Source organism: Microbacterium sp. VKM Ac-2923 (assembly GCF_022815605.1).
Taxonomy (GTDB): Bacteria; Actinomycetota; Actinomycetes; order Actinomycetales; family Microbacteriaceae; genus Microbacterium.
The window spans coordinates 122345-144056 of sequence record NZ_JALGRP010000006.1 but is presented as its reverse complement, the minus strand read 5'-3'; the positions used below and the strand labels follow the sequence as shown (position 1 = coordinate 144056).

Genomic DNA, 21712 nt, shown 5'->3' with positions numbered 1-21712 from the left:
ACCGTTTGTTCGGACGCGGGGATCGACTCGCCCAAGACCTGCAGGCTCAGACCCGACACGCTGCGGCGAGGGCCCAGGGGGATGAGGGTGGTCCCTGGAAGGAATGCGACTTCCCCGTCAGCCGGAGCGGCGGACAGAGGTGCCACGTCCCGGCCCGTGGCGCTGAAGATGACGATGGCGCCGCCGGCGAAGTTTCCCGTCGCCAAGCGGATATCCCGGGTGGTGGGGAGGACCGCGTCCAGGGGGATCGGGTCAGTGATCTCTCGCCCGAAACCCCTCCAGCACAGTCCCCTGTACAAGGGGAGCGCCGCGAGGGCCTCAGCCAGTCCCGAAGGAGCGCTCATTGTTCGATCACCATGTTCCTCGACATGCTACTCACGGCATCCTTGACGCTGTCGTCGCCGAGGTCCTCAGCTTGTCCGCCTCGGCGCGCCAGGGATTCTGACGAGGCCGCAAGATGGGGGCCGGGTCGGGAGAGGCTCTGGGCGATGTAACGCAGCCCGGTGAAGAACTCGCCCTCCTCGACGTGCACGATTCGGCGGGGCGCCACAGCCGAGTCCAAGGCTGAAGTCCACGCGCCACCCCACGTTCGGTGTGCCCATTCGCTGAGGACGACGGCGGCTGCGGGGCGCCACAGAATGGTGGAGAGTTGGCCCGCGTCGCTCTGCACCCGCACTTCGGCGATGTCGAGGGTCACATCGATCCCGGTGGCGCCGCCTACGCGGAAGTGAAGGTCCGCGACGGTGCTCACGTCCGTCACGGAGGCGACGAACTGAAGGAACGCGGACGCGGTGCGGGCCCAGCGATCCTTGGCATCGTGGGAGTGGCCGCCCAGCATCTTCTCGATGCCTACGGAGCCACGCGTCCTCGCCACGTGCCGCTCGAGTCGTGCCCACAGTTCCGCTTGATCAGGAACGACAAAACCGTTCACTCTCTTACCTCCCTGAGGTGGATGCGCCAGACGCCGTTCGCGTCTTCGAACTTGCTGAGGACGTCGAAGGTGGTGCTGCGTTGGTAGAGCAGTTCAGCCTCGGTCGCATAACGCGAGAGGGGCGACACCGACGACGGCGTCACGCCGTCGATCGTGAAGACACCCGGCGTCTTGCCCTCGCTCAGAGCCTGGAACGCGAAATCACGCGCAACGAGTGGATCGGTCGTCGTACTCATGAATGACAGATCGCTCCACTGCTGCCCGGTGTGGAACTGGTCGAGGAACTGCGGCGTCATGGTGACGCCGCGGAAGAAGTAGTGCCCAGGGGTCGCCTCGGCCGGGAGGTTCGCGATGCCCTGCGTCAGGTCAGAGATCCTGCTCTCGAGGATGTCCACGTCCGCGGGAGCATCCCCGTAAGCGCGTAAGTAGGGGTTGATCGCGTCGTACCCCTCATCCGTCGTGTACCAGTAGATCGCCTTCGCCTGGTCGGGCGTGAGCGCCGGGTAGGCATCCGAAACAGCGGCCGCCCATTCGTCCATCCGTGAAGGATCGACGGCTCCGGATGACATGCGGAACTCGTCGTTGATGGCTTCGAGCCGGTCGAGGGGGAGTGCGGGAGCATCCGCGCCCGTGTGTGGCGGTGGCGCGTCGAGACCGGTATGCGGCGGTACGCGCTCGCCGACTCGTGCTTCGTCGCCGCCCGGGCCTTCTCCGTGGTCGCCGTGGCCCGCGTCAGTGCCATCGTCTACGCGCCCGACGCCCAGGAGCCCGTCGTCGTCGCGACCCCCGCCCCCGCTTACGCCGCCGGTGTCGGAATGGCCGTATCCTCCACCGGCGCCGGATCCGCTCGCACCACCGTCGCCTGCGTGGCCGCTGCCCGCGCCACTGTCCGTGGACGGCTCGCGCACGACCGTCGACTCGCCCGATCCGCTCGTCTCCGTCCGGACGGGGGCATCCTCGACGATCGAGTTCACCGGACCGGGCACCGCCTCCCCGCGCACCCCGCCGGCCGCGACGAGCTCGGGCTCGCGTACGGGCGCCGTAACACCGGCATCCACTCCGCCGTCGGTGCGCACGGGCGCGTCCGTACGCACGGGCACATCGCCGCCGCGCACGCCGTCGAAAGCGCCGGCGGGCATCTCGATGCGGCCGGAGGGGATCTCAGCGGTCGGCGGGAACTCGTACACGGGCACGCCGTCGTCGATGCGGGCCGTGACGGTCCCCAGATCCACGCCCGCACCGTCGAGTGCGTTGAGCGACGACGTCGCGTCATCGGCGACGAAGGGCATGTCGGGGGTGTTGAGGTGGAAGCCGTCGGTGGCGTTCGACCCGAGGCGTCCGATGAGGCCGTCGAGGCTGTGAAGACCCGCGCCTCCCAGACGCACAGCCCCGTTCATCGCGAGCGCCGCCGGGTCGACGAAGTCGACGACCTTCGCCATCTTCGACACGACGGAGGCCGCGGTCGATGCGGTCTTGACGCCCGCGACCGCGGCGCCGCCGACGGGGATGAGGGCAGTGCCGACGTTGAAAACCGACTCGCCGAGGGCGGTGCCGGGGTCGTCCTGCCATTTGTCCCAGGCGATGAGCGCCTTGCCGGTGTTGATCGCTGCCTCATCGGCCTGCGCCTTGAAATCGCGCACTTCTTGAGGGAGGAATCCGTCCATGCCCATCGACTGCATCAGGGAGTCCGACTGGAAGATGGGCGCGAGGATGCCGGTGTTCGCGGCGCCTGCGAAGAGGAGCATTCCGAGATTGCCCCAGGCCGCCCCGTAGGCGTCGCCGGAGAAGAAATCCCCCGTTTCGGGGTTGTAGCCGAGCACGAGCGTGCCGAGCCCGGTGATCGTGCCCCAGACGCCCCCGACCGCGATGCCCTCCCACAGGAAGTCCTTGAACACGAAGTTCACGGTCGCCTCGCCGCAGCCTTCGGTGCGTTCGACCTCGGCGCCCCAGGGCATCTCGGTGCCCTCGGGGATCTCGGCGATGCCGTAGCCGAGGGAATCGTCCTCGGACTGGGCGGCGCGAAGCGGAGCCGCTCCGTACAGCGCGCGGATGCGGTTCGCGCAGGCGCGCTCGGCCTCCCACAGCTTGACCTGCTGCGCGTTCACAGCCGCCAGCAACTCGTTGTTGCGGTCGACGTGCTCCTGGGACTCGTGCCACTCCTTGGTGACCGTGCGGTACTTGTCGGGCGTGGTGGCCGCTGTCGACGTCGTCGTCGACGATCCCCACGACCCCTGGTAGGTCGGCGCCGCGGTCGCTCCGCCGTAGGGCGACTGTGCCGCCGACCACGCGGGGTTGATCTCGCGCACCTGCACGCCACCCTGGATCGAGTCGACGAAGGCTTTCGCCTCGACGCGCAGCGCGTCGAGTTTGGCCTTGATCGGGCGGACGTCGTTCGCGAACGCGATGAGCGCGGCCGACACCTCGGCGAGGTTGTCACCGGCCTGGGTGGCCTGCGAGCTCACCGGGGCCATGAGCCCGAGCAGGGTGGGAGATTCCGGTGCCTCGTAGACACCGGCCATGCCCTGCCATTTCAGGTTGACGTTCGAGCCGTGCTCCGTCACCTGGCCGGAGAGGGTCCCGATCGTGCGGGCGTTCTCTTCGATGGCGTCCGGCTGGATGTCGCCGCCCGGGATCTTCTCGTAGTCGATGGGACTCGGCATCACATCATCCCGTTCGCAAGAGCGGGCGGATAGACGGTCGCGACGGCGGCCGATTGCGCGGTGGCCGCCATCTCCATGTCGCCGGCGACGTACGCCTCGGTGGCGGAGACGACGCCTTGGGCGGCGGCGCCGATCCGGGTGCTCATGCCCTGGATGCGCGGTCCCTCTTCCTGCTCGAAGTACGCCTGCACCGCCTCGGAGATCGCACCCGACTGCGTGGCCGTCACCGCTCCCTCGAGAGCGGGCGTCAGCGCGTTCAACGCCGTGCCGAGCGCCTCGGCGTCGACATTGACCTCTTGCAGCACGGATACGACACCCGACGGCTGGATACGCCACCCTGTCATCGCCCGATCCCCTTCACTTCTCTGATGTGCGGACGCCCCTCACCCCGGACGTCGCGCTGACGACGCCGGGCGCGCGGACGGCGCCCGGCGTCGTGCGGCTGTGTCAGCCGATCGATTCCACCGCCGCGCGAGCCTTGCCCAGCGCGGTCTGGGCCGATTCGTCGTTGCGCTCGAGTGAGGAACGCAGCGTCTGGATGATGCCGCGCACCTCGGCGGCGGCGTTCTTCCAGCGCAGTTCCTTGGCGCGGTAGTCCTCCGACACCCCGTCGGCGGAGTAGTCGGCCATGGCCGCCTGCACGTCGCGATCGCGCTGATCGATGAGCGACTCCAGCAGGGCGGCGACGCGGTTGAAGTTGTCTTGTGCGTTCTGCGAGGCCGCGATCGAGTAGTCGCGACGGTCTCCTTGGTTCACCATGATTCAGTCCTTTCCGGCGATCAGCGGGCGCCGAAGCGGGCGGCGTCGAACGACGACCCTGCTTCCAGGCCGGTGGTCTGGTCGACCATGGACGACTCGCCCTCCTGGAAGGAGCGATCCATGCTCGAGATGCCGCCGAGCACGCCATCGAGGGCGAGCTTCAGCTCGGACGAGATCGCGTCGGTGCGCGACTTGAACCGGTCGAACGCGGCGCGACCCGCGCCCTGGAACTGCCCTTCGAGCGGCTCGGCCGCCTCGAACAGTTGGCGCACCAGCAGGGACAGCTCATCACTCGACCCCGAGGTTGCCTTCGTCAGCACACCCAGAGTGTCGGAACCCATTGCGAACTTCACGAGCCCACCCTTCGATCGTGAACAACTTGCAGCGAACTCGACGACTCTAACCAGCGCTGCGAGGCGACGAAGCGAATATGAGAGAACTCTCCTTTTTCCCCGCCCTGGGGAGGAGGGCTCAGTCGCCCGCCTTCGCGGCGGCCTTCGCGGCACGCTTGTGTTCGCGCACCTTGGTCAGCGATTCCGGGCTGACGATGTCGGCGACCGAGCGGAACGACCTCTCCTCGCCGTAGGGGGCCGACGCCTCCCGCCAGCCGGCGCCGTCGTAACCGCGCTGCTTGCCGAGCAGGGCCAGGAAGATCTTCGCCTTCTGCTCGCCAAAGCCGGGCAACGCCTTCAGACGCTTCAACACGGTCGCACCGTCGGGGTCGTCACGGGTCCAGATGTTCGCGGCATCCCCGTCCCAATCCTGCTCGACCGCGGCGCACAGGGATTGGACGCGCTTGGCCATGGATCCCGGGAAGCGATGTACCGCGGGTGACTGCGAGAACGCGGCGGCGAAGTCGTCGGGGTCGTCGTGGGCGATGGTGGCGGCATCCATCGATCCGGTGCGCTCCTGGATCTTCAGGGGACCCGCGAACGCCGTCTCCATCGCGACCTGCTGGTCGAGCAGCATCCCGATCAGCAGCGCGAGCGGATTGCTCGACAACAGGTCGTCGGCGGCGGGGTCGTCGGTGATGCGCAGGCTCATGCCCCCATTCTCCCGCCGGGGAGGAGGGCGCGGAAGGCAGTGTCGTGCGCGGGGGTTCTGCAGCGTCAAGACGGCGTCCCGCTGACAGATCGATTGCAGCCTGCGCGCGAGATGTCAGCGGGATGCCGTCTCGACCGCACGCGCGACCGCCGCGGACGCGCAACCGCCGCAGCCGCGGGCGGCGCCTCGCGGGCGTTCCGTCCGGCGCACCCGGGCCGTCAGTCTCGCTGGGCGATCCACTTCTCGGCGAAGGGCACGGCATCCATCGTGGAGAGATCGCGGGTGATCTCGTTGAGCTGGTCGGTGAAGGCGTCGACGTCTCCCGACGGCAGGCGCCTCACCTTCGACCCGTCGATGCGACGGATCACGACCTCGCTCACCGATGGCGCGTTGCTGCCGGCGTCGAGGAGACCGAGCACGAACGTCGCGGCCCAGCGCAGCCCGTTGCGGGCGCGGTCTTCGCCCGCGACGGTGTAGACCTCGGATGCCGGCGTGCTCATGGCATCCATCCTGCCCGAGCTGTGGCCCGGCGCGACTGGTCGATCCCCGATGCTTCGCGGCGAGAAGAGGTGGTGGGGCGGGGTAAGGTCCGCCGCTGGTCACCGGGCCGGCGGCGGTGAGGTGGGGAGGAGATCCGGGGACGGGAGGATGGATGCCGGGGGTGCGGTCCTCCGCTCCCGGGATCTCCTCCGCTCGGCGCGGCGACGGCTGCTCGTCCGCGTGCGCGGTGCACGCGCGACGGGCGGAGATTCGGCAGGGGGAGGATGGATGCCGGGGGTGCGGTCCTCCGCTCCCGGGATCTCCTCCGCTCGGCGCGGCGACGGCTGCTCGTCCGCGTTCGCGGAGCACGCGCGACAGGCGGAGACTCGGCAGGGGGAGGATGAATGCCGGGGGTGCGGTCCTCCGTTCCCGGGATCTTCTCCGCTCGGCGCGGGTGTGAGGCTCCGCCGGATACGCACCCGACGGTGGCGGCCAACCGACGGCCGCTGCGCGGTCAGCCCGCGTCGGCGATGCCGCCCTCGACGCGAGCGCCGGGGGCGAGGGAGGGGTCGGTGACCTCAATGCCGAACAGCGCCGACAGTGCGTCGACGTAGTCGTCGGCGCGGCCGGCCTCGGCGAGCACGTGCGCCCGCGTCGTGGGGGTGTGCAGCAGCACGCCGACGAGGTGGCGGAGGGCCTGCTCGGTCTGTCCGCCCTCGTCGCCGCGGGCACGCACGCGCGCGACCTCGGCGTCGAGCACGCCGAAGACGTGGGCGCGGAGCGCGACGACCGCGGGGGTGATGTTCTTGCGCTCGCCGACCGAGGTGAAGCGGCGGGCGGCGTCGCGCACGAGGTCGCGCGCGGTATCCGTCGCCTGCAGTTCTTCGAGCGGGGCGTGCAGGCGGATGGTCTCGAGGTCGAGCAGGTCGACGCCCCTGACGGTGGCGACGTCGGGGTCGACGTTGCGGGGCAGGCCCAGATCGATCACGAGTCGGCGCGCGGTGTGGTCGACGGGGCAGGTGCCGGTGGAGGTGTCGACGGCCGTCTCGTACGCGCCACGACCGGCGGCGAACGTCGCCGCGCTCAACACGTGGTGCTCGGCGGTGGTGCAGGTGATGACGAGATCGGCGTGCGCGACCGCGGTGGGGAACGTCTCGGCCGACACGGCGCGCAGGCCGTGCTTGAGGGCGAACTTGGTCGCCCGGCCCGACGGGGAGTGCACCGAGATGTCTTCGGCGCCCTGGTCGCGGAGCGCGGCGACCGTGGCGGCGGCGTACGCGCCGGTTCCCACGAGCAGCACGCGCTGCGTCGACCAATCGGCGATGCGGCTGTCGGCGAGTTCGAGGCCGAGGCGCACGAGCGAGCGGCCGGCGCGGCCGATGGCGGTGGAGTTCTTCACTCCGCGCTGCGCCTCGGACGCCCGCTGGAACAGCCGCTCCAGCTCGGCCGAGGTGGTTCCGAGATTGCGCGACTCGGTGAGCGCGCGGCGCACCTGGCCGGCGATCTCGCCCTCGCCGACGACGACGGATTCGAGGCCGGATGCCACCGAGAACAGGTGTTCGGCCACCTCGTTGCCGCCGAGCACGGTGTAGCCGCCCTCGAGCTCGCTGGCGGGGACGCCGGTGGCGGCCTCGATCGCGGCGAGCGTGGCTTCGATGCCGAGGGCGACGGCGGCGGTGACCGGCTCGTCCATGTCGACGTACGCCTCGAAACGGTTGCAGGTCGCGACGACCACCGCGCCCTGCACGCACTCGTCGTGGGCGGCGATCAGCGGGGCGACGGGTGTGCGGGGTGCGCTGAGCCGCTCGAGGAGCTCGAAGGACGCGGTCTTGTGACTCGCGCTGACGCACAACAACACGCCATCATTCTACGCCCGGGTCCGGCGGGGTATTCCTGGCGGCCTCTCGACGTCAAGGCATCCCCTTCGCGTCCCGGGGGTGAATGGGAGGATGGATGCCATGGCCTCCCTCGATGCACCCCTCCTCCGCGCCCTCCGTGGCGACCGCCCCGAGCGGCAGCCGGTGTGGTTCATGCGGCAGGCCGGGCGCTCGTTGCCGGAGTACCGCGAGCTCCGTGTGGGCACGCGCATGCTCGACGCGTGCCTCACCCCCGACCTCGCAGCCGAGATCACTCTGCAGCCGATCCGCCGTCACGACGTGGACGCCGCCATCTTCTTCAGTGACATCGTCGTGCCGCTGCGTCTCGCGGGCGTCGACGTGGTCATCGAGCCCGGACGCGGCCCGGTGTTCGCCGATCCGGTGCGCACCGTCGCCGATGTCGAGCGGATCACGGCGATCGACCCCGCGGATGTGGCCGCGGCGGCCGAGCCGGTGCGCGAGGCGGCCCGGCGGGTGGTCGCGGAGTTGAGCGATTCGGTGCCCCTCATCGGCTTCGCCGGAGCGCCCTTCACCCTGGCCGCGTACCTCGTCGAGGGCGGTCCGTCGAAGGAGCACCTGCGCGCCCGGGGCATGATGCACGCCGATCCCGCGTCGTGGCACCGTCTGGCCGGCTGGCTTGCGAAGGTGTCGCGCGCCTTCCTCGACGCCCAGATCGACGGCGGTGCCCAGGCCGTGCAGCTCTTCGATTCGTGGGCGGGGTCGCTCTCGCCCGCCACGTTCCGTGAGTTCATCGCTCCGCACTCGCACGAGGCGCTCGAGGGTATCGAAGTCCCTCGCATCCACTTCGGCGTCGGAACCGGCGCCTTCCTCGACGACATGCGCCTCAGTGGCCTTGCCGACGCGGTCGGTGTCGACTGGCGGATGCCGCTCGATGAGGCGGCATCCCTCGTGGGGCCCGATGTGACCCTGCAGGGCAACATCGACCCGGCGCTCCTCGGTGCGCCGTGGCCGGTGCTCGAAGCCCATGTCGACGACGTGCTGGCGCGCGGCCGCGCGGCGCGCGCGCACGTGCTGAACCTCGGCCACGGCGTGCCGCCCGACACCGATCCCGAGGTGCTCACGCGCATCGTCGCGCACGCGCACGGGGGGACCCGCGCAGACTCGCACGGAGAAGACGCGTGAACGACGCCCTCGACCGCTTGGTCCAGCACGCGCACGAGACGCGAGTGATCGTGATCGGCGGCGGTGTCTCGGGCCTCGTCGCCGCGCGCGAGTGCGCCAAGGTGGGGCTGCAGGTCACCGTGCTCGAGGCATCCGGCGGGTTCGGCGGCGTTCTTCGCTCGGCCGAGGTGGGCGGGGTGACCCTCGACGTCGGGGCCGAGAGCTACGCGACCCGCGGCGGCGTCGTGCGCGATCTGCTCATCGAGCTCGATCTCGGCGATCAGATCGTGTCGCCGAACCCGGCGGGGGCATGGGTGGCGGGGGTCCCGGGCGTCGGGGCCGCGCCGCTGCCGAAGGGTGGGGTGCTCGGCATCCCCGACAATCCCTTCGCCCCCGACGTGCGGCGCATCATCGGCTGGGCGGGCGCGTGGCGCGCCTACGTCGATCGGGTGCGCCCGCCGCTGACCATCGGGCACGCGCACAGCCTCGGCAGGCTCGTGCGCTCACGCCTGGGCTCTCGGGTGCTCGACCGTCTGGTCGCCCCCGTCACCAGCGGCGTCTACTCCGCGCGCCCCGACGACATCGACGTGGACCTGGCCGCTCCGGGTCTGAACGCCGCACTCACCCGCACCGGTTCGCTGACGGGCGCCGTCGCCGAGCTGCGCGCGCGTCGGTCGGGAGCACGAGCCGCCGACGCGCCGGCCTCCGACGTGCCGGTGCCGGCGGGGAAGGGCCCGGCCCCCGGCGGAGCGGTCGAGGGCATCGCGGGCGGGATGTCGCGCCTCGTCGACGCGCTCGTCGCCGACCTCCGTGAGAACTTCGTCGATCTGCGCACCGGCGTCTCCGCCGAAAGCCTCTCCCACACCGATGGCGTGTGGTCGGTGACGACCTCGGTCGACGACGAGCCGCTCGCCGCGCGAGCCGTCATCGTGGCCCTGCCCGAGGGGCCCGCGCGAGCGCTGCTGGCCCCCGTGGTCCCCGGTCTCGAGATCGCCGACCCGATCGCCCCGATCGTGGAGGTGGTGACCCTGGTGGTGAATGCCCCGGCGCTCGATCTCGCTCCCCGCGGGACCGGGGTGCTCACGGTCCCCGGCAGTCACACCGCCAAGGCCCTCACCCACTCGAGCGCGAAGTGGGACTGGGTGCGGGATGCCACCGAGCCCGGCGTCCACGTGGTGCGGGTGTCTTTCGGTGCGCAGGGCGAAGAGCCGGCCACCGCGGCGCTCGACGACGATGCCGCGGCACGCCTCGCGCTGTCGGAGGCGGCGGCTCTGCTCGGCGTCGAGCTGTCGGCATCCGCTCTCATCGCCGCGCACCGTTCGCGCTACGTGCAGTCGCAGCCCGCCGCGGCGATCGGCCGCGCCGCCGTCACCGCGGCAGCGCGCGGGGCGATCCGAGCCGTCTCGGGTCTCGGCGCCATGGGAGCCTGGATCTCGGGCACCGGGCTGGCGCAGGTGATCCCCGACGCGCGCGACGAAGCGGATCGCGTTCGCAGCGCCGCGCTCTGGCAGAGCTGACGGTCGGCGTGACTCGTCGATGTGGGACGTGCTGTCAAGGGCGGATGCCGGAGACGGCATACATGACTACTGTGAGACTCGACCAGCACTCGATCGAGCGTGAGGAGACCCCATGAGGGGCAAAGCAGCACTCGTCGTCGGACTCGTGGCGGGCTACGTGCTCGGAGCACGCGCCGGCCGCCAGCGTTACGAGCAGATCAAGGAGCAGGCCGAGAAGGTCTGGGAGCAGCCCGCCGTACAGGGACAGGTCGAGAAAGTGAAGGCGCTCGGCGTCTCCGCTCTCAAGTCCGTTCCGGGTGTGGTGTGGAAGGGAGCGAAGTCGGTCACCGGCGCCGCCAGCCAGTCCGGCACCGTCCAGGAGCGCGCCGAGCGCGCGGCCCGCGCCGCGAAGCGGTCGGCATCCGAGGTCGCCGACGTGGTCGAAGATTCCGTCGACGACGCCAAGCAGGCCGAGAAGACGGCCACCGCGCGAGCGAAGGCGGCCAAGAGCGGCTCCGACGCGTCGGGAAGCTGACCCGCATGACCACTCCTCGCGGATTCCGCGACCGCTCGGACGACAGCCTCTTCACGCTGCTCGGCGACATCCCCGAATTGGTGCGCAACCTCGTCATCGCCGAGATCAACGGAGCGAAAGCGTGGGCGCAGCGCACGGCGAAGGATGCCGGGATCGGCGCCGGCTGGTTCGTCGGCGCCCTGATCGTGCTGTTCTGGGCCGTTCCGGTCTTCTTCGCCTTCGTCATCGCGGGGCTGTCTTCGTGGTGGCCCGTCTGGCTGTCCGCCCTCGTCGTCTTCGGTGTGATGGTCGTCATCACCGCGATCCTCGCGCTGCTGGGCTACCTGCGGTTCAAGAAGCTCGCGAACCGGGAGAACCCGGGCAAGGCCATCGCCGAGGACGTCCGCATCGTCAAGGAGGCCCGTGATGAGTATTGATCGTCCCGTTCCCGTGCCCCGCACCGCGGTGCCGCTGGGCATCGCCGACCCGGTCGAGTCAGCCCGCGCCGAATTGAAGGCCGCGCTGGCGGCGATCGAAGTCAAGGCGAACGTGCCGCGTCGCGCGAGTGATGCGGTCGACCGCACGGTCAGCGAAGTGCGCGCCAAGGCTCAGCAGAACCCGTCCGTGGCCGCCGCGGCGGTGGCGGGTGTCGCCGCGCTCGTCGGCCTCGCTGTGTGGGGGATCGTCCGCGCCTACACGCGGTAGGCACCCGCCCACGCGCCAGAAGAGCTTCCCGCGGGGAGGACGCCCTCGCGGGGGCGTCCTCCCCGTTTCTGTGGCGAGGCCCGTCGGATGCCAAGCGGGCGGGGGACTGACCCGGCTCGCGGACGCGGCGGGCCCGAGCCGGCTGGCGGAGGGTCTGACCCGTCTTGCGGCGGATCCGACCCGGCTTGCGGCGGGGCGGGCGCGGGGTGTGCGCGATCCGGCGCAAGTCCGGCCGCCGGTCGTGCGCGGAGGGTTATGCGCTCCGTCTCGACCGTCGAGTCCGGACGAAGACGATCAGAATCGCGCCGAGGGCGAGTAGGGCGATGGTGACTCCGACTCCTCGCCAGGGGTCCACGCCGATCCCGGAGTTCGCCAGGGCCGTCCGATCCGACGCACCGGTCGACCGTGTCGCCGTGTCGTGCGCGGAGGGGCCCGACGCGGACGACCATATGGTGCCGACCGGTCCCGCGCCGACCGGTCCCGCGCCGACCGGTCCCGCGCCGGACGGGTCCGGGACGGCGCCCGGACCGGGGGTGGCTCCCGAACCGCCCGGCGTTCCCACGCCGACGCTGGGGAAGTCGAAGCGATCGTCCACGCGGACGGCGGCGACGGTCGCGCTGCGCACCTCCGTCTCGTTCGCCACCTCGGCAGTGCGGGCGGTGAAGGAGCAGCGGAAGGTGATCCGCCCCGACTCGCCGGCGGTGCCGCCCGTGTTCCATCCCGCCTCCGTCACGAGGGCGAGCAGATCGAGATGCGTACCGAACGGGACCACCTTGGTGAAGGGCTTCCCGGTGCGCGACCACGCTGTCCATGCCACATCGCTGTACTGCATCGCCGAGGACGTGCTCCAGGCGGGGGCGACGCATACAGCGGTTCCACCGGCCGCCCGGTCGACGGTGACGTCGGTAGTGGCGACGGGACCGCTCAGGCTCGGGTTGGGGACGTGCGACGTGATCCACGCTTCCAGGGCGGGCCCGCACCGGGTCTTCGCGCCCCAGGTGGTGAGGGCGCAGTCCGGGACGGGAGCGCTCGGCCAGAGTGTCCGGGTGACGGCGGGGTCCCCTTCGTAATGCTCCCCGTTGGCCGCGTCGATCGCGGCGAGCCAGGAGGGAGCCCCCTGGCTGAACGATTCGCCGCGAGTGGCGTACATCAGGTCGATGATGGTCGCGCATTCCTCGTCGATGTTCGGCTGGCCGCGGCACTCGCGTTTCCTGTCGACCATCACCATGCTGTCGATGTCGGGGTTCACGGGCGTGACGCGGTACGCGTTCTGCACGGACATGGCCCCCTCGATCGAGAGCCGGTTCACCCACCACGACCCCACCGACTCGTGACATACGGCGCCGTCCTGTGTCGCGACGAAGCACTTGACGCTCATCTTCGCGTCGTCCAGCACGCGCGGCGCGAAGTCGACATTCATCCACAGTCGCGAGTGCGGGAACGACAGGCCCGTGCCCCGGGACCACTCCGGTATCGGACTCCGCCACATCGGGAAGTCGTGACTGGCCGCCTCGTTCGGCATCCAGACGGTCGCATCCGACTTCACCGTGAAGGCGTGCGAGGCATCGGTGCCCGCGGGCGCCGGAGCCACGGCATCCTTCATGGTCGTGAGAATGTCCAGCGGGGCGAAGGGGGCCACACCGGAGTTCTGCCATCCGCTCCCCGACCGCCAGCGCATGGCCTCTTCCCGTGTCGTGGTCTGCACTGTCGGGTGCGTCGCGCGGTAGCCGTTGCTCAGGTCGGACCACTGCTGTGATCCCGCGGGGACGAATCCGTCGATCCCGTAGGCCGAGACGGCGCCGGCGGTCGTCGACCAGGTCCCGGTCGTCCACGCCGCCGGGAAGGTCGAGGGATCCCTCGCCCACACCCGGGATGCCACCCCCACCGGCGTTCCGGCCGAGGGGAGGGGATCGTCGGCTGAGGTCCCGGCTGCCCGGGGTGCGGTGGATTGGTAGGACAGGCCGGTCACATCCGTGCCCATGCTCATCACGACGTTCGCGTCGCTGATCGGCACCCCCACCTCGCGCCACTCGGCCGCGAACCCGTTGTAGATGGTCTTCGCCAGCGTCAGGCCGCCGTCGCACGTGGCTCTCGCCATCGCCGGGCCGTTCGTCTTCGCCAGGGCGCACACCCTCGCGGAATCCTCGACGCTGAGGGGGCCGTGGGCGGTGACGTAGTCCCTGCTGACCCGCATAAGGGATGCCTGCTGGTGGAGGTAGGTGCCCTGCGCGACGGCGGTCTGCCAGAACGAGACGAGCTTCTGCAGAGGGTCGTAGTAGTCGCGATCGTCGAGCCACGCGCCGTGAGCGGTCGCCGGCATCCCGCTCAGTGCCGCTGCGGAGGTGTTCCCGATCTTCCAGTCGTTGAGATAAGCCCGTCCGCAGCTCTGGATGATGCCCGCGACGCCGCCGGTCGTACCCATGTCCGAATGCACGCTGCGGAGGGATTCCGCGAAGGCGCTGTGGTCCGGAAGGATGGCCTCGCTCTCGCCCGTCGTGTACGCGATGAAGGAGTTGATCGCGACCTTCAGGTCGTCCTCGCCGGCCGTGCCTAGGCGCACCTCGTCGATCTTGTCGACGACATTCGCGTAGGCGTCGTTCGCGGCAGCCAGCTTGGTCAGGTAGTCGCGCGGTCGGCTGGCCTGCACGGCGCAGGTGCCGGTGAGGACGTCCTGGCCGACCGTGGCGATCTCCGCCTCGATCGTCACGAGCGAATTCTGCACCTGATCGATCTTGTGCTCGATGTCGTCGAGCTGCTTCAGGCGTTCCAGCACGTCGCCGATCGACGGAGCGGACGATCCGCCGAAGATCGCCGAGATCAACGGGGAGGCGATCGAGAGAGCGGTGTTCCACGGTCCGGTCTTGAGGCCGAACAGTCCCTCGGCCCATCCGAGTCCGGTCTGCATGCTCGCGATCCAGCTCTGCGCGTCGTCCTCCCACGCGGCCTGCGCGGGCGCGGGGGCCGCTGCCACGTTCCCGGCGACGATGACCGCGCCCGCGAGGACGGCAGCCGGGTACTTCAGGAAGCGGCGGGATCGTCCGGGGGTGCGCGAGCGGAGCATGGGGCCTCGAATCATTTCGGGTCGTCGCGCGGGGGCGCAGTTCACTGTGGCAGGCGGGGGAGGTCGGCGCCACCGGAACCTGCGCGGGGAGCGACTCGACCGGCCCGGGCAGCCGCCGACACCTCGACACGCTCAGGAGTCCGCTGCGGGTCACGGTTCAGAGACGAACAGGCCCTGCAACAGGTCTTCGAAGTACTCCGGGGTCACGGCGATGGGGCCGGCGTACGCGTGATCGAAGCCGGCGATGGCGTACAGCAGCAGGGCGACGAAGAGCGCCAGCATGCCCGACATCAGCAGGTGCACGCGGAGGTTCCGCACCTCGATCAAGCCGATGAGGATGGCGTTCAACACCGCACCGACGGCCAGCACGATCCACAGCACACTGGGCAGTGCAAGGTGGGTCAGCGCGATGCGCTCCCGGCGGTTCTCCACCAGCATGTGGAACTGGTCGAGCGACTGCTGCACGTACAAGATTTCGGCGGGCGACGTGGGCTGCACGGCGGCGATCGCCTGCTGCATCGCCGTGATGTTGGCATCCGTCTCGGCGGGGATCTGCAGCTGCCGCTGCAACGGCCAGTCCAGATCGATGACGTCGCGCGTGTACAGGGTGATCTGCTGCTGCAGCTGCGTGGACTCCGGCTCCGGCAGGAGGGCTGCGGTGCGGTAGAGAGCGGCGAGCGTCGAGGACTCCTCGAGCACCACCCCGTCGACCTCGGTGAAGTTGCCGTAGGCGGCCGCGGCGATGAGCGCCAGGGTCACGCCGTAGAAGACGCCGTAGGCGCCGACCGCATAGCTGAGCACGCGATCCCATTCCTCGCCCTGCGGCGCGACCCGGAAGACCCACTTGCGCAGGATCAGCAGGATCGCGCACGAACCGCCGACCACGACCGCGATGAAGATCGGCAGGCCCACGGACAGCGGCAGGTCGTAGAGCCACATGGCGCACCCCTTTGCGATGGCATCCCCCGACGCCGTCGTCGCACAGTACCAATGGCCGGTGTCGCCCCGCACCTGTCAGTCGTCCACCGGTGAGTCAACCGGTTTGGCCCGCCGCCGTGGCGAGACGAAACTAGGAGGCATGTCCCACGACAGCTCTCCTTCCGTGTACACGCTGTGGGCGGTCTTCCGCCGCGACCCCGAGAACCCGGTCACCGCGAGCGAGGCGACCGAACTCGCCGACCTGGTCTCGCTCGTCGAGGCCGACGGCGTCACGGTCCGCGGCTTCTACGACGTCAGCGGCCTGCGCGCCGATGCCGACCTCATGGTCTGGCTGCACGGCGAAGACCCGCAGGCTCTCCAGCGCGACCTGCGGCGGCTGCGCCGTACCGAACTGCTGAAGAACCTCCTGCCCACCTGGAACGCCATGGGCGTCCACCGCGACGCGGAGTTCAACCGCTCGCACGTGCCGGGGTTCCTCCGCGGCATCGAGGCGCAGCAGTGGCTGTGCCTCTACCCGTTCGTGCGCAGCTACGAGTGGTACCTGCTGCCCGAGGAGGAGCGGCGCGAGATGCTCATCGAGCACGGCAAGAAGGGCTCGCAGTACCGCGGCGTCATCGCCAACACCGTGGCATCCTTCGCCCTCGGCGACTACGAGTGGCTGCTGCCCATGGAAGCCGACGTGCTCACCGACCTCGTCGACATGATGCGCGACCTGCGATACACCGAAGCCCGCCGGCACGTCCGCGAGGAGGTGCCGTTCTACACCGGCCGTCTCGTCACCCTCGACGAGATCCCCGAGATCCTGCAGTGAGCGCTCCCCTGCGGCTCGGCACGCGTCGGAGCGCCCTCGCGATGACGCAGTCGCAGACGGTCGCCGACGCCGTGGCTGCGGTGTCGGGGCGCGCGGTGGAGCTGGTCCCGATCGTGTCGGAGGGAGACGTCAATCGCGCCTCGCTGTCGCAACTGGGCGGACGCGGGGTGTTCGCGAACGGTCTGCGCGAGGCGCTCGCCGCCGACCGGTGCGACTTCCTGGTGCACTCGTTGAAAGACCTGCCGACCGTGCAGCCCGAGGGCCTGGTGATCGCGGCGACTCCCGCGCGGGAGGACGCCCGCGACGTCGTCGTCACGCGCGACGGCACGCCGCTCGGTTCGCTGGCCCCGGGAGCCCGCGTCGGAACGGGGTCGCCCCGCCGCGTCGCGCAGGCGCTGCGACACAACCCGCGGCTCGACATCCGTGACATCCGCGGCAACGTCGATTCGCGTCTCGCGCGGGTGCGCGACGGAGACCTGGATGCCGTGATCCTGGCCGCCGCGGGCATCTCGCGCCTCGGCGGCGACCTCGGCGGACTCTTCGCCGAAGAGCTGGGGCTGAGCGAGTGGCCGACCGCTCCGGGGCAGGGCTCGCTGGCCGTCGAGACCCGCACCGACATCGACCCCGAGGTGCGCGCCGCCCTCGCCCGGCTCGACGATGAGGACACCCGCGTCGCCGTCACGGCGGAGCGCACGGTGCTCTCGGCACTGGATGCCGGATGCAGCGCCCCGGTGGGCACGCACGCCGCGATCGCCGACGGTGACCTGCGGCTGCGCGCCATCGTTTACGCGCTCGACGGGTCGCACCGGATCGGTATCGATCGAACGGTGCGTCTCGGCACGGGGTATGCTCGGGAACCTGGCAGTGGCAATGGAGCGGATGCTGCCGACGACGGGGGACCCATCACGCGGGCAACGCGTATGGGCCGAGAAGCCGCGCGTCGGCTGCTCGAACGCGGGGCGGCCGACCTGGTACCACGAGAGTCGACCACATGAATGAAGGCCACCGGCATACGCCGAACCCCACGACGGGCAGCGTGCCCAAACCGCTCGCCGGCCGGCGCGTCCTCGTGCCGCGCGGCGGGCCCTGGGGCGACAGTGTCGCTGCGCGCCTGCGACAGGTCGGAGCTGTTCCGGTCATCGCGCCGCTGATCAACTTCGCCCCTACGAACGATCAGGCCACCCTCGATCAGGCCCTCGCAGATCTCGCCGCGGGTGCATTCGACTGGCTCACCCTCACCAGCGCCACCACCGTCGACGTGCTCTACGCCTACAAGGCGGTCATCCCCGCGCAGACGCGGGTCGCCGTCGTGGGTGAGACCACGGCCGCAGCGATGCAGACGGTCGGCTACCGCGTCGACCTCGTGCCCGAGCGCGACAACTCCGCTCAGGGCATGGCCGAGCAGATGATCGACCTCGAATCCGAGCCGCGCACGGTGCTCACCCTGCGCAGCGAGATCGCCAAGCCCGTCCTCACACGCCTGCTCATCGAGGCAGGCCACGATGTGCGCAGCGTGGTGGCGTACCGGACCGTCGGCGTGCCCGCGTCGGAGAAGATCGCGGGCGACGTGCACTCGGGCCGCATCAACGCCATCCTCGTCACCAGCGGCTCGGTCGCCGAACAGGTCGTCGAGCAGTTCCCCGACATCCCGGCCTCCACCGTCATCGCCGCCATCGGACCGCGCACCGCCAAAGACGCCAAGCGCGCCGGGCTCAGTGTCGACGTCGTCGCCGAGCGGCAGACCGTCGACGCGCTCATCGAGGCGGTCGCGCGGTTCCCCGTCCCCACCGAATCGACCCCGTGAGTTTTCCCGAGCACCGCCCGCGGCGTCTGCGTCGCACCCCGGCCGTCCGACGCCTGGCCCGCGAGACGCACCTCGTGCCCTCGCAGCTCGTGCTGCCGATGTTCGTGCGCGAAGGTATCGCCGAGCCGAGCCCCATCGGCTCGATGCCGGGGATCGTGCAGCATTCCCTCGACTCGCTCCGCCGCGCCGTCGCCGAGGCCGCCGAGGAGCGCGTCGGGGGGGTCATGCTGTTCGGTGTGCCCGAGACCCGCGACGCGGTGGGCTCCGGCGCCGACGACCCGAACGGCATCCTGAACCGCGCCACCGAGGCGGTCGTGGCCGAGGTCGGTGACGCGGTGGTCGTGCAGACCGATCTGTGCCTCGACGAGTTCACCGATCACGGGCACTGCGGCGTCCTGCGTGCCGACGGGGCGGTCGACAACGATGCGACCCTCGAGCGCTACACCGCGATGGGTCTCGCGCAGGCGCGCGCGGGCTCGGCAATGCTCGGTCTGTCGGGCATGATGGACGGCCAGGTCGGCGCCGTACGCGAGGCGCTGGATGCCGAGGGCATCACCGACACGCTGATCCTGGCGTATTCGGCGAAGTACGCCGGGGCGTTCTACGGCCCCTTCCGCGAGGCCGTCGACTCGCAGCTGAAGGGTGACCGTCGCTCGTACCAGCTCGATCCCGGCAATGGCCGCGAGGGCGTCCGCGAGGCGTTGCTCGATGTCGAAGAGGGCGCCGACGTGGTCATGGTCAAGCCGGCGTTGCCGTACCTCGACGTGCTCGCCGACGTGAAAGCCTCGGTCGACGTGCCCGTGTGGGCCTACCAGGTGTCGGGGGAGTACGCGATGGTCGAGGCCGCCGCCGCCCACGGCTGGATCGACCGCCGCGGCGCGATCCTCGAAAGCCTGCTCGGGATCCGTCGCGCCGGCGCCGACGCGATCCTGACCTACTGGGCTGTCGAGGCCGCCCGCTGGCTGCGCGCCGAGCTTTAGCCTCTCTCCTCGCGCGAGTCGCCAAGATGTGTCGCTTCGCTGTCCGCGGAAGCGACCGATCTTGGCGACTCGCGCGCGTGCAGTGGGGAAAATAGACATATGACAGACCTCAACGACCAGTGGTTCGCCCGTGCCAAGGACGTTATCCCGGGCGGGGTGAACTCGCCCGTGCGCGCGTACGGCTCCGTGGGCGGAACGCCGCGGTTCGTGCAGTCGGCGTCCGGCGCCCGGATCACGGATGCCGCGGGGCGGGAGTACGTCGACCTCGTCGCGTCATGGGGTCCGGCATTGCTCGGTCACGCGCATCCCGAGGTGGTCGAGGCGGTGCGGGCTGCGGCATCCCGGGGTCTGTCGTTCGGTGCGCCCACGGGGGCCGAGGTGGAGCTGGCCGACCTCATCGCGCATCGCGTGCAGGTGGGTGAGCTGAAGCCCATCGAGAAGGTGCGCCTGGTCTCGACCGGCACCGAGGCCACGATGACGGCCATCCGTCTGGCTCGCGGCGTCACGGGCCGCGACCTGCTCATCAAGTTCGCCGGGCACTACCACGGGCACTCCGACGGGCTGCTGGCCGCCGCCGGCTCCGGCGTCGCCACGCTCGCCCTCCCCGGCTCGGCGGGCGTTCCCGCCCCCATCGCCGCGCAGACGCTCGTGCTGCCCTACAACGACCTCGACGCGGTGCGCGAGGTGTTCGCGGTGCACGGCGAGAACATCGCCGCGATCATCGTAGAGGCGGCCTCGGCCAACATGGGCGTCGTACCGCCGCTGCCCGGCTTCAACGCCGCGCTCGCCGACATCGCGCACGGCCACGGCGCCCTGCTCATCATGGATGAGGTGCTCACCGGCTTCCGCGTGCACTCCGCCGGTTTCTGGGGTTTGCAGGCCTCGCGGGGCGAGACGTACCTGCCCGACATCCTCACCTACGGCAAGGTCGTCGGCGGGGGGATGCCGCTGGCGGCGCTCGCGGGCCGCGCCGAGATCATGGACCACCTCGCGCCGCTCGGCCCGGTGTACCAGGCGGGAACGCTGTCGGGGAACCCGCTGTCGGTCGCCGCGGGCCTGGCGACGCTGCGCTTGGCGACCCCCGAGGTCTACGCGGCCGTGGACGCCGCCGCCACCCGTGTCGCCGATGCGCTCGACGCCGCGCTGACGGCCGAGGGGGTCGTGCACGCCGTTCCGCGCGCGGGGTCGCTCTTCGGTGTCGCCTTCCTGCCCGAAGTACCGCTCGACTACGCCACGGCGCTCACGCAGCAGTCCTACCGCTACGCGTCGTTCTTCCATTCGATGCTGGATGCCGGTGTCTCGCTGCCCCCGAGCGTGTTCGAGGCGTGGTTCCTCACCGCCGCGCACGACGATGCCGCGCTCGAGCACGTTCTCGGCGCGCTGCCGGGCGCCGCCAAGGCCGCGGCGGAGGCGCTGGATCCGACGCTGCTCGCGCAGTAGCGCCGCGACGCGGGCGAAGGCGGGCGAGCCGGGCCGGGTGCGAGACTGGAGGGATGCGTCCTTCTCAGCCCCGTGTCGTCGTGCTCGCCGGTGGAGTCGGGGGAGCGAAGTTCACGCTCGGCGTGCGGGCGGCGCTCCGTCGGGTGGGCGTGCCCGAGGCCACCGTCGTGGTCAACACCGGCGACGATCTCTGGCTCTCGGGCGTGCGGCTGCAGCCCGACGTCGACTCGATCACCTACGCGCTGGCGGGGCAGAACGACACCGTGCGCGGATGGGGTCGCGCGGGCGACACCGAGCGCGTCAACGAGGAGCTACAGGCATGGGGCGCCGGCTGGCCCTGGTTCACCCTGGGCGACCTCGACCTCGGCACCCACCTGGCGCGCACCGGGTGGCTGCGCGAGGGTCTCACCCCCACCCAGGTGCTCGCCCGCATGGCGGACCGGTGGCCGCTCGGCATCCGTCTGTTGCCCATGACCGACACCGAGGTCGACACGCACGTGCTGCTCGAGGACGGGGGGCGCCTGCACTTCCAGGAGTGGTGGACGCGGCACCGCGCGAAGCTCGTCCCGCGCGCGTTCGAGAACCCCGGAATCGCGGATGCCGTGCCGGCTCCGGGAGTGACGGATGCCATCGCGACGGCCGACGTGGTGCTGCTCGCACCGTCGAACCCCGTCGTCTCGATCGGGCCGATTCTCGCGGTTCCCGGAATCCGCGAGGCGTTGCGGGCGACCTCGGCCCGGGTCGTCGGGGTCTCGCCGATCATCGGCGGGCGCGTCGTGCGGGGGATGGCCGATGTGTGCCTGACCGCGATCGGCGTGGAGACGACCGCCGCCGCGGTGGCGCAGCATTACGCGGCGCGGTCAACAGGCGGTGTGTTGGACGCGTGGCTGCTCGCGGAGGAGGACGCGGATGCCGCGCCCGAGGTGGAGGCTGCGGGGATCCGTGCCGTGGTCGCGCCGCTGTGGATGCGCGACGAGGAGACGTCGGCGGCGATCGCGGAGGCGGCGCTCGGCGCCTGAGCGCGCTCGGCCGCACATCCGCGGGATGCTCGCATCTGGGTGGCCGTGATCTGCGAGGAAGCGGCGATTC

Annotated in this window: 21 protein-coding genes; 11 read left to right on the top strand and 10 right to left on the bottom strand. The window is 70.7% G+C overall.

All coding sequences use genetic code 11. From position 1 onward, the window contains the following. Positions 1-340: 340 nt before the first annotated feature. The 8 genes from MT347_RS11805 to MT347_RS11770 all read right to left on the bottom strand — a co-directional run bounded on the left by MT347_RS11805 (position 341) and on the right by MT347_RS11770 (position 7732). On the bottom strand, positions 341-874 hold the full coding sequence (locus tag MT347_RS11805) for a hypothetical protein (protein ID WP_243501380.1): 534 nt from the start codon (positions 872-874) through the stop codon (positions 341-343). 53 nt (positions 875-927) lie between these two features. Next, entirely contained in the window at positions 928-3591 is a 2664-nt protein-coding gene (locus MT347_RS18190) for an ADP-ribosyltransferase (RefSeq protein ID WP_279391280.1), read from the bottom strand. Continuing rightward, positions 3591-3935 (bottom strand): DUF6507 family protein, encoded by a 345-nt coding sequence (locus MT347_RS11795; RefSeq protein ID WP_243501378.1) that lies wholly within the window; start codon positions 3933-3935, stop codon positions 3591-3593. Before MT347_RS11795 ends, MT347_RS18190 begins: the two co-directional genes overlap by 1 nt. A gap of 103 nt (positions 3936-4038) precedes the next feature. Beyond that, complete coding sequence (locus tag MT347_RS11790; protein WP_243501376.1) at positions 4039-4350, bottom strand: pore-forming ESAT-6 family protein; 312 nt, start codon at positions 4348-4350, stop codon at positions 4039-4041. A 20-nt stretch (positions 4351-4370) separates the two neighbouring features. After that, positions 4371-4703 (bottom strand): hypothetical protein, encoded by a 333-nt coding sequence (locus MT347_RS11785; protein WP_055951834.1) that lies wholly within the window; start codon positions 4701-4703, stop codon positions 4371-4373. A gap of 118 nt (positions 4704-4821) precedes the next feature. Next, on the bottom strand, positions 4822-5394 hold the full coding sequence (locus MT347_RS11780) for an HhH-GPD-type base excision DNA repair protein (RefSeq protein WP_243501374.1): 573 nt from the start codon (positions 5392-5394) through the stop codon (positions 4822-4824). Between the two features lie 218 nt (positions 5395-5612). Further along, positions 5613-5894: a hypothetical protein gene (locus MT347_RS11775; RefSeq protein WP_243501372.1), complete on the bottom strand. Its 282-nt coding sequence runs from the start codon at positions 5892-5894 to the stop codon at positions 5613-5615. Positions 5895-6388: 494 nt separating this feature from the next. After that, positions 6389-7732, bottom strand: coding sequence for a glutamyl-tRNA reductase (locus MT347_RS11770; RefSeq protein WP_243501370.1), 1344 nt, complete (start codon positions 7730-7732; stop codon positions 6389-6391). 100 nt (positions 7733-7832) lie between these two features. Between MT347_RS11770 and hemE the strand changes: the two genes are divergently transcribed. The 5 genes from hemE to MT347_RS11745 all read left to right on the top strand — a co-directional run bounded on the left by hemE (position 7833) and on the right by MT347_RS11745 (position 11588). Continuing rightward, on the top strand, positions 7833-8894 hold the full coding sequence (gene hemE, locus MT347_RS11765) for a uroporphyrinogen decarboxylase (RefSeq protein ID WP_243501369.1): 1062 nt from the start codon (positions 7833-7835) through the stop codon (positions 8892-8894). Further along, the gene (locus MT347_RS11760; protein ID WP_243501368.1) at positions 8891-10390 is read left to right on the top strand and encodes an NAD(P)/FAD-dependent oxidoreductase; all 1500 of its coding nucleotides are present in this window, start codon (positions 8891-8893) and stop codon (positions 10388-10390) included. Before hemE ends, MT347_RS11760 begins: the two co-directional genes overlap by 4 nt. A 112-nt stretch (positions 10391-10502) precedes the next feature. Continuing rightward, a complete protein-coding gene (locus MT347_RS11755; protein WP_243501367.1) occupies positions 10503-10904 on the top strand; it encodes a hypothetical protein in 402 nt (133 codons plus the stop codon). Between the two features lie 5 nt (positions 10905-10909). Next, a complete protein-coding gene (locus tag MT347_RS11750) occupies positions 10910-11320 on the top strand; it encodes a phage holin family protein (protein WP_243501366.1) in 411 nt (136 codons plus the stop codon). Further along, a complete protein-coding gene (locus MT347_RS11745) occupies positions 11310-11588 on the top strand; it encodes a hypothetical protein (protein ID WP_243501363.1) in 279 nt (92 codons plus the stop codon). Before MT347_RS11750 ends, MT347_RS11745 begins: the two co-directional genes overlap by 11 nt. A 253-nt stretch (positions 11589-11841) precedes the next feature. Here the strand turns inward: MT347_RS11745 and MT347_RS11740 are convergent, their stop codons facing one another. Together MT347_RS11740 and MT347_RS11735 are read right to left on the bottom strand one after the other, a co-directional pair. Then, on the bottom strand, positions 11842-14649 hold the full coding sequence (locus MT347_RS11740; protein WP_243501361.1) for a hypothetical protein: 2808 nt from the start codon (positions 14647-14649) through the stop codon (positions 11842-11844). Positions 14650-14799: 150 nt separating this feature from the next. Next, entirely contained in the window at positions 14800-15588 is a 789-nt protein-coding gene (locus MT347_RS11735; protein ID WP_243501359.1) for a DUF4239 domain-containing protein, read from the bottom strand. 139 nt (positions 15589-15727) lie between these two features. On the opposite strand from MT347_RS11735, the gene hemQ reads away from it, so the two are divergent. The 6 genes from hemQ (at position 15728) to cofD (ending at position 21642) form a co-directional block, all read left to right on the top strand. Continuing rightward, positions 15728-16399, top strand: a complete 672-nt coding sequence (gene hemQ, locus MT347_RS11730; protein ID WP_243501357.1) for a hydrogen peroxide-dependent heme synthase — start codon at positions 15728-15730, stop codon at positions 16397-16399. After that, positions 16396-17394, top strand: coding sequence for a hydroxymethylbilane synthase (hemC, locus tag MT347_RS11725; RefSeq protein ID WP_243501355.1), 999 nt, complete (start codon positions 16396-16398; stop codon positions 17392-17394). The genes hemQ and hemC overlap by 4 nt, the downstream gene beginning before the upstream one ends. Next, entirely contained in the window at positions 17391-18203 is an 813-nt protein-coding gene (locus MT347_RS11720) for a uroporphyrinogen-III synthase (protein ID WP_243501342.1), read from the top strand. Before hemC ends, MT347_RS11720 begins: the two co-directional genes overlap by 4 nt. After that, the gene (gene hemB / locus MT347_RS11715; protein WP_243501340.1) at positions 18200-19183 is read left to right on the top strand and encodes a porphobilinogen synthase; all 984 of its coding nucleotides are present in this window, start codon (positions 18200-18202) and stop codon (positions 19181-19183) included. Before MT347_RS11720 ends, hemB begins: the two co-directional genes overlap by 4 nt. 99 nt (positions 19184-19282) lie before the next feature. Continuing rightward, a complete protein-coding gene (hemL, locus tag MT347_RS11710) occupies positions 19283-20623 on the top strand; it encodes a glutamate-1-semialdehyde 2,1-aminomutase (protein WP_243501339.1) in 1341 nt (446 codons plus the stop codon). A gap of 53 nt (positions 20624-20676) precedes the next feature. Further along, on the top strand, positions 20677-21642 hold the full coding sequence (gene cofD / locus MT347_RS11705; RefSeq protein ID WP_243501336.1) for a 2-phospho-L-lactate transferase: 966 nt from the start codon (positions 20677-20679) through the stop codon (positions 21640-21642). The last annotated feature ends 70 nt before the right edge of the window (positions 21643-21712 follow it).